Origin of the sequence: Agrobacterium sp. RAC06 (genome assembly GCF_001713475.1) — a bacterium.
Classification (GTDB): Bacteria; Pseudomonadota; Alphaproteobacteria; order Rhizobiales; family Rhizobiaceae; genus Allorhizobium.
On sequence record NZ_CP016499.1, the window covers coordinates 2,321,252 to 2,333,765 of the forward strand.

The following is a 12,514-nucleotide window of genomic DNA, read 5'->3' on the forward strand; positions in this document are numbered from 1 at the left end:
CACTCAGCCACCTCTCCGGTCACTTCGGTCAGCGCTCGATGGCGCGGGCTGCCTCAAGCGGCGAGAGTGGTGGCTTACACGCACGAAAACTCACGCGTCCAGCGGCGAGCTGTGGCCGCAATGCGCCTCAGTCCCGCACGATCTGCAGCAGGGGCTCAAAGCTGTAGAGTGCCGGTCGACGCCCGGCTGCAGGCTCCAGAGTTCGAATTAGTTCCTTATCGACCAGAATACGTGTGAACCGGTGTGCCGTGGTCTCGGGAATGCCCGACCGGCTGGTGAAAACGTTGTTGCGGAACACAGGTCGGGAAAAAAGGAAGTCGAGTGCTGCCGTGGCCCATTGGGAGCTCAAAAGTTGGGGGAACTCCCTCTTCAATTCCTCATAGAGATCACGTATCCGCTCCGCAGTCGCCAAGTTCTTCTGCGCCTGCGCCTCCAGCGCCTCCAGAAAAAACACGATCCACTCGGTCCATGCACCCGACTTCGAGACCTCCCGCATACGGTCGATATACTCATCGCGACGATCTTCGAAATAACTACTGATGTAGAAATGCGGCGCCGAGATCGCACCAGATTTCCAGAGCATCAGCGTGATTAGCATCCGGCCAATGCGACCGTTACCGTCCTTAAAGGGATGTAGAGCCTCGAATTCGAGATGAGCCAGCGCGGTCTTGATGAGAATCTGCCACTCGTCAGACTGGATGAAGGCAGATAGCCGTTCCATTCCATCGTTAAGCTGTTCGGGTCGCATAGGCACGAACAAGACCTTTCGTCTTGTCCTGTCGGCCAGATAATTCTGCTCGTTCTTGAATTCGCCAGGAGACAGCTGTGCGCCGCGTCCGAAGCCCAGGAGCACTTTGTGCGCGCTTTTGATGAGAAAGCTCGACAGAGGAGCGCCTTGTTCCATGGCACGTTGGGCAGCACTCAAGGCGCGGCTGTAAAGAAAGACCTCAACTGCCTCATTGGGGTAGTTACCGTTGGCGATATCCTCGTTGTCTTCCTGATCCGCTTCGTAGCGCAACACCTCGTCCAGCGTGCTAACGGTGCCTTCCATACGCGAGGAGACAACGGCTTCCTGGTTCCGCAAAGGAGCGAGCAGGATTTCGCTGTTATGCATGCCCTTGAGCATCTGATCATACCGTGCCAACGCCGCAGATGCTGAAGCTATCGGCATTATTAGCTTGTTGGCATCCATTCCGGATGGCGGGAACTGATCGTAGTGATAGTTCACGGCTTCGCTAAGATCGAGACTGGGGCGGTTCATGATTACGGTCCAAAAGGTGCAACAGAAGCTAAAAGCCTGAGCGAGCCGGTATGGCATATAGTCTGGTTGACTGTCAAAATATCTATTTTTTGAAAGACAAATTAGTTTGAGCCATGCGTGTGACACTCAACCGCGCTTGAGTCCCATTCAGGACTCTTTGTGAAAGTCAAACTCGCTTGTCTTCCATAAGAGAGATGCAAACAGTTTCGCCTGCCAGAAAGACTAAAAAATGACAGGCAACGACGGCGAGGGCTTTATTCGAACCCACGATACCCTTGCGAATATGCCGCATTCCCAGTGCCGAGTTCTCCGCCCTGATCCTTCTCCCTCCCCAATTCCTAGGAAAAGCCAAGTAGGCTTGCACCTACATCCCCATACCCAACCCAAGCCCCTTCCTCTCACTCCTCACTAGTTCCTCCTGCCTGAACATCTCCGCCGTCTTCGCGCGATACGTGATCTGGGCCACCTCAACCAATCGCGCCAGCCCTGCCTCATCCACCTGCCCCCTGGCCCGTTTCGCCGGGTCCAGACCCCTGATATCGCTTCTGCCAAACCGCTGCCTCATCCCATCGGTGACTGCCTCCGCCTCTTCAAGCGCCCGCTTACCCTCCGGCGTCCCGACGAGCTTCTCCAGAAACGCATGCCTCTCCTCACGCTCGAGTCCATCCAATTGCCGAAGTATTGTTTCAGTCCGCGGACTTAACCCTGGCACCTCGATCACATCCTCCTTCTCCCGCGTCCACTGTTCGGACTTCACCGCCTCCTCATATCGCCTCGTCCAGTGGCGTGCCGCACGTACGACATGGGCACCTAACGGGCCAGCCATCTGACGCGCTTGCCTGCGCTCCCAGTTTTCGCCCAGAAGCCCAGCCCTGCCACGCATCTCGCCGAATGCCTCCGGACGTTTGGCCACCGCCTCAGCCAGATCAGCGACATCCCCGTTGCGCTCACGGAGCGTCTTTGCGACCAGTCCAGCAAATTGTTCTGGATTGGCAAACACACTGCGCCCAAGTGAGCGCACACCACCGAGGACCTGGTCGAGATGCCGCGATGCCTCTGCCAGCGCCACCTCCTCGATCGTCTGGGCATAGTGGGTGATCACCGGCACAAGCGGCTGGACCTTGCCGTCTTGCGCGTCGGCCGCCGGACTATTTTCGATCCTATGCGCCCGACCCATCTCTGCCCGAGCAGTCTCCTCCAAGGGCTGCCGATCGGCGGGCGAGCGAACGCGCGCACCCAAAGCGCCGTAGTGAGCCGCGAGCCGATCGTCAGCCCGCTGTGCCCCATCCCGTTGTGGCGTTGGGCCGAGGACAATCTCACTCGTGACACCAATGCCCTCCCCGAGCCCGCGCCGGGCCGCGAATGCATGCGCGTAGTCAAGCACCGACTCCTTGGCGCCTGATCGCCCAAGACTGGCGGCGAGTGTCTTCATGTCCTTCAGTTCGTCGCGCCCGGCATAAAGCGTGACTGCCTCCCGATGCCTGGTCATTGCGACATAGGTCAGATGTCGATCCATGGTGGCGGATGCCATGACGAAGGCGCGATCGACCGTTGCCCCTTGCGCCTTGTGGATCGTCGTGGCGTAGCCATGGTCAAAACTCTGGTAACTTCTGACCGGTATGGAGATGACACGGGCAGCATTCTGCCCTGCGCCGTCGAGCCTCACCTGTAGTGCGTCAAGCTCGACGGCAGTCACCGTCCCCAGCATCCCGTTCTTCACCCCTAGATCCCGGTTGTTCTCCAGGAGCACGATGCGGTCACCTGGCGCGAAGCCGCGCTTGCCGTCATTCGTCTGATAGACGATCTCCCGGTCGACGCTGTCCGCCCCCTGCCCTTGCCCTTGATCTTGACCTTGCCGAATGCCCTGCCACGGCTCTCCTGCTTCATTGACCTGATCGGCTTTCGCCAGATCTCCCCGCGCCTGCAATGCAGATCGGACCGCATCGTTGATGGCCCCGACATCGACACGCCGGTGAGCGAGCGCAATACGTGAACCCTCCGGTCGTGAATCCCGATCGGCGAGATAATCCTGCACCAGCGCTTCACGTGCACCCTCTCGGTTTTCGGCAAAGCGCACTTGGTCGCGTTCGGCATAGGCAGACAGACCCTCGCCAGTACGATGGGTGGCAAAGGCAATCGAGGCCTGTCGCTGCCAGTCCTCTTTCTGCCGTCGGATCTCCGAGAGTTCTACCGCACCGATCCGCTCGGCAATCGCCCTGAACGGTGATCCCGCCCCGATCGCCTGCAGCTGTTCGTGATCGCCAACCAGAACCAGCTTTGCACCGCGCCTCTCGACCTCTTCGACAAATCTGCCAAGCTGGCGACTGCCGATCATGCCAGCTTCGTCGATGACCAGGATGTCACCAGACTGGAGCTCCGCCCTTCCCGCCTGCCAGCTGTGCTCCCAGGAGGCGAGCGTACGCGAGATGATGCCGGAGGATTCCTCCAGCCCCTCCGCCGCCTTGCCGGCAAGAGCTGCCCCATGCACCCGATACCCTTGCGCCTCCCAGGCGGTGCGCGCTGCCGCCAGCATGGTCGACTTGCCAGCCCCGGCGAAGCCGATGACCGCGGCAATGCGCTCGGGACCGGTGACATGCCGGACCGCAAGCCGCTGTTCTTCGCTCAGTCCTGCTGGAGGAGTGTAGCGGACCCAGGGGACAGTTCGTGTTCGCTGTTCAACTGTCCGCCAGCTCGAGCCATCTGTCATTGCACTGATGGCCTCGTCCTGTAGCCTCAAGGCACGGTCGACATGATGTCGGTCGACGCCATGGCCACTCCCATCATGGGACGCGTGCGAGCCGACTTGAGTGAATGAGTGGCGGCTCATTCGATCCGCACGCAGGGCCATGGCGTGCTCGATCTCCAGCATCTCGCGTGTCGTATAGCGGGCAAGCTCACCACCCGTCTCCTTGCGCAATTCCACCAGGGCCTTCGATCCCATGACCGCGGCAAAGGCATTGCGGAACTGGCTTGCATCATCGATGTAACGGTGGAGTGCCCTCGCCACATCGTATCGATCGAAGACGCTTTTCTCGCCGGTGATCAGCGTCAGTACCTGCTCCGGCTTCTCGCGGATCAGCTCGGCATTGCGCCGTGCCGCCTCGTCATCGATCCGTGTGCGGGAGACAGAGCCTCCGCGCCGGTCGATCTCGGAGGCATGCACACCCATGTGCTCGGTCGGCTCGATCTCCAGCCCACGTTCAAGGTGCGAGCGATGATCGATCCTCACCTCATGGCCTGCCAGCATCAGTGCCCGGTTAGCATGCGTCTCCCAGGCCTGGCGGATTTCCCGCAACTGCATCTGTGACGTCGGCATGTTATGGTTCAACAGCCACTTGTTCTCCCGCTCGATCAGCGTCTTCTCGCCAAGTCCGGATGCCTCGACCTTGCGCGTCGTCATCATCACATGGGCATGGCTGTTGCGGATGTCGCTGTCGCCGCCGGGCGCATGAATGGCAAAGTCGACGGCTGCCCCATGTCGGTCTGCAAGATCACGGGCAAAGGCACGCACCATCGCTAACCTCTCTCCCGCATTCAGCTCATGCGGAAGCGCCACTTCGAACTCACGCGCCAGCCGGGCATCCTTGCGCTTCTCGGCAAACTCAACCGCGTTCCACAGCGCAGATCTGTCGAGCGCCCACCTAGCCTGCGAGCCCTCGGGAAGCACGATCTCCACATGCACGACACCGGCCTTGGCTGTGAAGTCATGCACCAGACCGTCGCGCTCGTTGACGATCCGGCTTGCAGTTCGATAGGCGATTGCGGCCACGGCACTTCGGCCGCCCGAGCGGCTCACCGGCTTCATGCTGCAATGGTAGATCGCCATTCGCAGTCTCCAGCACGTCGTGGGGTCACCTGAGCACTGAGTTGCGCAGCAACTCGTAAGTGCGCCCTTGTTGCCTTCTTCGCTTCGCTTGTCAGCCACCGGGATGCGGCTTCGCCGCCCGTCGCTTACCGCAACAGATTTGTACCTTGTGCGATTTTCCCCATCCGCGTCGAATTAAGTCTTGTTTCGAAAGGACGAGGCGATGGCGAGACGCAGCATTCAGGAAAGACTGAGACAGCTCGAAGCCCGCAGAGACGTGCTGGTGGCACGGTTGGGCAAAGAGCAGCGAGCCCGTGATACAAGACGTAAGATCCTGATCGGAGCACTCGTGCTCGTCCGGATCGAACGGCAGCCGGAGCGATACCTAAACGGCCGTCTCGATGAATGGCTGAGGGCCGAACTGCCGGGCTTCCTCACCCGTGACAATGACCGGCAGCTATTCGACGATATCCTCGAGCTCGAGAAGCTAGAGCAACAGGAGAAGCCGAACGACCTTGCCGACGGGGAGGAGCAGCCATGACCCTCATCACGCGCCTTCGCCTGCTGGCAATCGGCATCAAGCTTGCCGTGATCTACCTGTTCATGGCCTATCTCGTGGTCGGCATCATTCTCGGCATAGATGTCGTCATCCAGCACAATGCAGAACCCGGCGAAGAGCGCGGTTGGCTGAGCAGCAATCTGCCCGATGTGCTGAAGTATGTGCCCTTGATCGCAGCGGGCATCGGAGTTCTCATTCCCTTCCTCGCCCGGGCTCGTGCCTCATGGGTCCATGGGACGGCAGAATGGGCAACACCGAAGGAGCTGATCAGGCTGACCAGGAGCAATGACGGGCTGCTGACCGGTCGGGATCTGCATTCTGGCAAGCTGCTGCACCATGATGGACCGGGCCATCTCCTCACCATGGCACCGACGAGAACCGGCAAGGGTGTGGGCACGATCATTCCCAATCTCCTGACCATTGATCGATCGGTGATCTGCATCGATCCGAAGGGCGAGAATGCCAGGATCACGGCACGCGCCAGGCTGACGTTCGGCCCGGTCTACATCCTTGATCCCTTCGCCGTGACCGGCTTCAACACCTCTGCCTTCAATCCTCTCGACCGTCTTGATCCCCAGAGCCTCGATCTTGCTGAAGATGCCGGCACGCTTGCCGATGCGCTCGTCTTCGATGAACCGGGCATGGCAGGAGAAGCGCATTGGAACGAGGAGGCAAAGGCGCTGATCGCGGGACTGATCCTGATGATCGTTGCAACAGCGCGACCCCACGAGCGGCATCTTGGAACGCTCCGCCGGTATCTCACCGCCGACCCGCATCGGTTCACAGATCTGCTGAAGGACATGCAGCAGATGCCTGAAGCAAATGGCCTGATTGCGCGTGCTGCCAATCGCCATCTCGGCAAGGCGGACCGGGAGGCGGCCGGCGTGCTCTCCGCTGCCCAGCGCCACACGCACTTCCTGGACAGTCCGCGCATGGTGGAGGTGCTGAAGCGATCGGATTTCCGCTTTGCCGATCTGAAACACCAGGCAGCAACCGTCTTCCTTGTCCTGCCGCCGGATCGGTTGTCGACCTATTCACGGTGGCTGAGATTGCTCATCACCCAGAGCCTCACCGACATGGCGCGTGATCCCGCCATTCCGGAAAAGCCCGTCCTTTATCTGCTCGACGAGTTCGCAGCGCTTGGCCATCTCGCACCTGTCGAACGGGCCATGGGTCTGATGGCAGGCTACGGCGTCCAGCTCTGGCCAATCCTGCAGGACCTGCATCAACTGCGGGCTACCTACGGCGAACGCTCTGGCACCTTTCTCTCCAATGCCAGCGTACTTCAGGTATTCGGCGTCAACGACATCGAGACCGCAAGTCTGATTGCCCGGACCATCGGCCGCATGGACGAACGGCACGTCACGCAATCCTGGAGCAGTCCCAACCTACCGTGGAAGCCACCCAGCATCACATCGAGCGAGCATATCGTTGCCCGTGACCTGATGACCCCGGATGAGATCATGCGGCTCCCTGACGAAGCAATGATCCTGCTCAACAGGGGGCAGAGACCGGCACTGGCGCGCAAGATCCGCTACCACTCCGACCCGGAGTTCCGCACTCTCTTCGACCCGTCTTGAGTGGCAAGCATACGCGAAGCGCCAAGAGCGCGCAGACCGCACCCGACGGGCCCATACCGACCCTGATCAAAGCCGCGCTTGCGCGAGATCCGGGTCAGACAATGAAGAATATCGGAGCGTTCAGCATAGCGGCGACCGCAGGGCGCGAACGCGGGAATTCTCGTCACGTCAGGGCCGGAAGAAGCGAAGCCGCAGGAGCCTGAGCATAGCGACCCCCAATTGGGGTCAGGCGGGACCGACTTCGCCCGGCCATGGCGTTCCGCTTCAAGGAGGCAGTGGGCTAGGTGAGCGCAGTAGCCCACACCACGTCCCTCAATTGCCCGGCCTTCCCAGCGTCCGGGCAATATCGATGATGTCATCACGGGCGGCCGTCGGATCATCCTTGCTCCAGGCAACACCAAGCCCGATCTTCAGATCGATCCCCGTCACCTTCTTCAGCACCACGTCCCTGCCCGGCAGATCTGCCGTCCACTCCGGGGCAAAGCCCACCCCGAGACCTGAGGAGACAAGCGTGATCAGCGAGAAGGTGTCGTCACAGGTATAGGCGACATTGTCATTCAGCCCGTGCTCCTCGAAGGTCTCTGCAAAATAGCGCTCGGTGAAGGACAGGTTCTGTCGTTTGAAGGCGATGATCTTCTCCGCCCTCAAATCCTCGATCGTCACCTCGTGCTTCGAGGCGAGCGGGTTTCCCGTTGGCACAGCCAGCCGGTACCGCTCATGGGCAATCGAGAAGAAGCGCAAGGAACCGATGTTCTCGACAGGCCGGATGAAGCCGAGGTTCAACTTGCCGCATTCCAGCTGCCGGATGATTTCCGATGTCGAACCGTTCGAGACATGCAGGCGGATGTCGGGAAACTTCCGGCCGATCCGGGCGAGGAATGCCGGCAGTACCCCTGTCGTTGCCGGATAGATCGTGCCGATCCTGATTTCCCGCATGGTCCTGCCTCCTGCCGCACGCGCCATCTCGGCTGAGAGATCGAGCTCTCCCAACATCCTGATACAGCGATCGTAGAACACCTCCCCTGCCCGCGTCAGCTCCACCTTGCGGGTCGAGCGAGTTAAGAGCTGCACCCCAAGCCCCTTCTCCAGCGCCTGGACCTGGGTGCTCAGTGCCGGCTGGGCAATGTTCACCCGCATGGCGGCACGACCGAAGTGGAGTTCCTCGGCTACAGCGACGAAGTAGGAGAGTTGGCGGAGTTCCATTGGCAGCTCCTGTGCACGGCTAAGCCTGCAGCCCTCGACGCTGGCACTTCGTTGAAGGCTGACACTGATAGACCTATGGATACAGGCGAGCAGGCGCAGCTATGCGAATCGATAGCTTACGCCTACAGTTGTAGTCATAGACGCCGTGACGCCACAGGTCAAGCGTTTTCGCTACACACGTATTCATTTTTTGGAAGTTTCATGGCAGAGCTGACTCCAGAAGCAAATCGGGCCGCTCGGGCGATGTTGAAATGGTCGGTCCGCAATCTGGCAGACAACGCCGGGATTGCATTTTCTACAGTGCATCGCTTCGAATCTACGGGATCGGCAACTGAACGCACTAAGGAAAAGATCAAGGCAGCCTATGCTGCCCACGGCGTCGAAATAACGAACGGAGATTACACCGGCGCCAGGCTTCGACTTGATCGAGGGACTTCGTAGAGCGAACCAACTGCCTCACGGCGGCCTATCGATAAAGCTGGGCACTGGGCAGAGGGCAGAGGGCAGAGGGCAGAGGGCAGAGGGCAGAGGGCAGAGGGCAGAGGGCAGAGGGCAGAGGCTGCGGCAATTTTGGGCAGATTGAGCAAGTGAAAAACTAGAACCGACGGCATAAGATTCGTGGGAACCAGAGTGCAAATTCCTTCACACCGAAGTGGAGGATGACTTCGCCCCCCCCCAACAGGCCCGCGATACCGACAGAACCGAGCACGCCTTCGAGGACGATTGCGGATCGTGGCGACTGGTGGAACCTTGAGGCCTTCTTGGCTGGTCCACCTTTACTTCTGGAAGAGAATCGAGGTCTTGACGTGCACACACCAGCTGGGCCTCAGCTCCCGATTCAACCCCGTTGCTCCAACAATTTTGCGACCGCCCAAACACGCTTCCATTTGGTATATTTCCCTATGGATTATTCGCCAACATACCTGGACCGGCAGCATCCGTTGGACTACATTGAAGATTAATCGACTCACCGCGAGGAAGCATGCTTCAAAGAAACATGGCCTGGGATACCATAGGATCCAGGGGAACAGACACTATTCCCACTTCAAACATCTATTCGATGATTGACCTATTTGCTGGGTGCGGCGGACTGTCGCTAGGGTTCGAGAACGCGGGGTTCACACCCGTTTTCGTCAATGAACTCGACGGGGACGCGCGTGCAAGCTACTTGTTGAACCGTCATCATAAACTTGGAGGATTGCGGTTCTCTGAAAACCGTGACCTCCACAGCAGCGACGCCCATGAGCTCAAGGGACAGCGCCTAGAGCAACTCGTAGCAGACCTTGCGAACATCCCCGAGCTCGACCTCCAGGTGGATAAACGCTCGCGTCCCGAAGCTGGAGGGGGCAGCTCCATCGACGTGTTGGCGGGAGGACCTCCCTGTCAGGGATTTTCTGGAATAGGCATCAGGCGCTCCTATTCGGTGGATAAGAAGGAGCTTCCTTCCAACCGCCTCTATGTCCGGATGGCCGACGTGATAAGGCGCGTGCGACCCCGTGTTTTCTTGTTTGAGAATGTTCGCGGCTTGCTGAATTCAAGATGGACGAGGGATGGAGGCGACATGATCTTTCCTGATGTCCTTGCGGAGTTCAGGAAGATCACAGGCTATGAAGTGCGCTGGTCGCTGGTGTTTGCCAAGGATTATGGGGTGCCACAAAACAGGCCACGTGTCCTGCTTGTTGGGATAAGGAAGGACATTCTGGAAAAATGTACGTTCCTTGAGCCGGGCCGTGATGCGAATGATGCGATCGCTTGCGGGTTCCTGCCCGCGGGCGCGCCCGGACAATTTCCTGACCTTATTGACCTGCTAGATGATCTTATTGACGATTCAGTTCCGCCAAAACTTCATTTGCAGGAATTTGGTCCCGGTGCGTTTGAGACGCAGAAATACCTCCGACCACCCCGGACACAAATACAGAAAAAGCTGCGCAAGGCTCCTAAGTGGTACCGCGGCAAAAACGTGAGCCTAACCGAGCAAGAATACAGCCGTCATAAAGAGGACGTGGTAGCGAAATTCGAGTACATGCTGCGCAACCACGGGCGGATACCTGAGCATTTCAAGACCAAGAAATTCTCCCAGCGCCTGCTTAAGCCGCAGTGGGGCGAGGATGGTCCTAACATTACCGCGACCTCGCTCCCGGATGACTATGTTCACTTTGCGCAGCCACGCATACTGACAGTGCGCGAGTGGGCTCGTCTCCAACTATTCCCGGACTGGTACCAGTTCGCCGGGAAACGCACCACTGGAGGAATCAGGCGCGCGGGTAATCCGCGGGAAGGCGTATTTGAACGCGAAGTTCCGAAATACACCCAAATCGGGAATGCCGTCCCCGTCGGCCTTGCCGAGCATGTCGGTGGGCATTTCAAGCGAATACTAGACGAAGCCTTAGGTCGGGATGCTTGAGAAAAGCGATACAGGCATAAGCAAAACCCTGAAGCTTTTCAATTCGTATGAGCTTGAGGTTGGGCTCCTTGTGCCCACTCCCACTGGGCTGAAGAAGTCAATAATGGACGCCACGGCGTCCGTTCGCGATTTCCTGCGGGATTTCGAGTTTCACGACTATAACGCTCAGCAGAAAGGCAGTGATGCCAAAGTCGGGCGGCGGGCCTACTACGTATACGCCAACCGCGTCGAAGAGACGACGGTGTCGCTCTATCGTCCCGAAACCAAGAATGGCGATCCGCGCATTTGGTTTAGCAAGATGGGCACCTATGCAGAGCCCTTCAATTTGCTGGCCCTGTTAATCCATCACGGTGAACTGTATCTGGTCAACTGCAGCAGGCCGGAAATCACGGCCTCCTTGAATGATGCAAGCACGCCACTTGGTTCCATCGCAGCGCAGCTTCGCAAGGCCATCGACCCGGCAGTGGTCGAATTGCTCGACATGATCCAAGAGATTTCGCGGAGGGGTTTCATTCCGACGCTGCGTCCCGGCGATACCGGCATCGGCATGACACTCGAGACCCATCTTGGTATTGCGGCTAACGCGAGCAAGGCGCCAGACTATAAAGGCATCGAGATCAAGGCGAAGAGACTACGCGGTAAGAAACCGAACAGGGTGACGCTGTTTTCACAGGTGCCGAACTGGTCGTTGAGCCCGATCAATTCGGCATGGAACCTTCTCTCGACCTACGGCTACCAACGGTCCGGGAAACTCAGGCTCAACCATGAAATCAATGCTACGAGCCCCAACTCCCTCGGATTCCAACTGGAGGTCGATGCGGGCAGGGACTGGCTGAAACAGAACCATGTTGACGTGGTCAAGGATGCAAAGCGCCACGTCGTCACTTGGGAGATGGAGCATCTCAGGAAACGGCTAGCAGAAAAGCACCCCCAGACCTTTTGGGTTGGTGCACAGTGCCGGGGGCGTGGCGCTGGCGAAGAATTTCACTATATACAAGTCGAGCACACGCGCGCACCCAAAGTGCGGAATTTCGACGCGCTGCTTGAAGGTGGGCTGATATCCGTGGACTACCTCATGTCGCAGAAGGAGCCCACAAAGCAGAGGGTGCGGGACCATGGATACTTGTTTAAGATCCACCCTTCGGACTTTGATGCGCTATTTCCGCCTGCGGACGTTCATCTGCTCGCACACTAATAGGGCCGCTAAACGAGCAATGAAGTTAGGATACTGCTGGATGCAGTTCGGATCGCTGGCATGGTCGATACCCTAACTCCCGCGGAACGTTCAACACGGATGGCTCTCATCCGGTCGCGTGATACATCCCCGGAGCTCGCCCTGCGCCGAGCGCTTCACCGCCGCGGATTTCGGTATCGGGTGAACGATAAGCGCTTACCGGGGAAACCCGACTTAGTCTTCAAAAAACATGGGGTCGTCATCTTCGTGCACGGTTGCTTTTGGCACCGGCACGAAGGCTGCTCGGTCGCGAACAAGCCAAAGTCAAATACCGCGTTTTGGACGGCGAAATTCGACAGGAACGTGCAGCGCGATGCACAAGTGCAAGATCGCCTTGCTCAAATGGGTTGGGACGTTTGGGTCGTGTGGGAGTGTGACTTAAATACAAAAGCCAAGGTCGAAGCGACCGCGGAACGGCTGCAGGGGATGCTATTAAGGGTTGAATAGGCCGGGCGGCTATGATCTCAT

The 12,514-nt window shown here is 58.7% G+C and carries 9 protein-coding genes; 6 read left to right on the top strand and 3 right to left on the bottom strand.

Annotated elements, in window-relative coordinates; genetic code table 11:
• Positions 1 to 127: 127 nt before the first annotated feature.
• Both BSY240_RS11185 and traA read right to left on the bottom strand, forming a co-directional pair.
• Positions 128 to 1,261, bottom strand: coding sequence for a Fic family protein (locus tag BSY240_RS11185; protein ID WP_069042357.1), 1,134 nt, complete (start codon positions 1,259 to 1,261; stop codon positions 128 to 130).
• Between the two features lie 364 nt (positions 1,262 to 1,625).
• Positions 1,626 to 5,087 (bottom strand): Ti-type conjugative transfer relaxase TraA, encoded by a 3,462-nt coding sequence (gene traA / locus BSY240_RS11190; protein WP_069042358.1) that lies wholly within the window; start codon positions 5,085 to 5,087, stop codon positions 1,626 to 1,628.
• Between the two features lie 202 nt (positions 5,088 to 5,289).
• Here traA and BSY240_RS11195 point away from each other — a divergent pair, with 202 nt between their 5' ends.
• Positions 5,290 to 5,607, top strand: a complete 318-nt coding sequence (locus BSY240_RS11195) for a mobilization protein (protein WP_069042359.1) — start codon at positions 5,290 to 5,292, stop codon at positions 5,605 to 5,607.
• Positions 5,604 to 7,205, top strand: coding sequence for a type IV secretory system conjugative DNA transfer family protein (locus tag BSY240_RS11200; protein ID WP_069042360.1), 1,602 nt, complete (start codon positions 5,604 to 5,606; stop codon positions 7,203 to 7,205). The genes BSY240_RS11195 and BSY240_RS11200 overlap by 4 nt, the downstream gene beginning before the upstream one ends.
• Before the next feature lie 312 nt (positions 7,206 to 7,517).
• Here the strand turns inward: BSY240_RS11200 and BSY240_RS11205 are convergent, their stop codons facing one another.
• Entirely contained in the window at positions 7,518 to 8,408 is an 891-nt protein-coding gene (locus tag BSY240_RS11205; protein WP_069042361.1) for a LysR family transcriptional regulator, read from the bottom strand.
• Positions 8,409 to 8,609: 201 nt separating this feature from the next.
• On the opposite strand from BSY240_RS11205, the gene BSY240_RS23980 reads away from it, so the two are divergent.
• From BSY240_RS23980 to BSY240_RS11220, 4 genes are all read left to right on the top strand, one after another.
• On the top strand, positions 8,610 to 8,849 hold the full coding sequence (locus tag BSY240_RS23980) for a transcriptional regulator (protein WP_150127455.1): 240 nt from the start codon (positions 8,610 to 8,612) through the stop codon (positions 8,847 to 8,849).
• Between the two features lie 541 nt (positions 8,850 to 9,390).
• Positions 9,391 to 10,812, top strand: a complete 1,422-nt coding sequence (locus BSY240_RS11210; RefSeq protein WP_210183758.1) for a DNA cytosine methyltransferase — start codon at positions 9,391 to 9,393, stop codon at positions 10,810 to 10,812.
• Between the two features lie 103 nt (positions 10,813 to 10,915).
• The gene (locus tag BSY240_RS11215; protein ID WP_171901569.1) at positions 10,916 to 12,007 is read left to right on the top strand and encodes an MvaI/BcnI family restriction endonuclease; all 1,092 of its coding nucleotides are present in this window, start codon (positions 10,916 to 10,918) and stop codon (positions 12,005 to 12,007) included.
• Between the two features lie 99 nt (positions 12,008 to 12,106).
• Positions 12,107 to 12,493, top strand: coding sequence for a very short patch repair endonuclease (locus tag BSY240_RS11220; RefSeq protein WP_335622544.1), 387 nt, complete (start codon positions 12,107 to 12,109; stop codon positions 12,491 to 12,493).
• Positions 12,494 to 12,514: the final 21 nt, after the last annotated feature.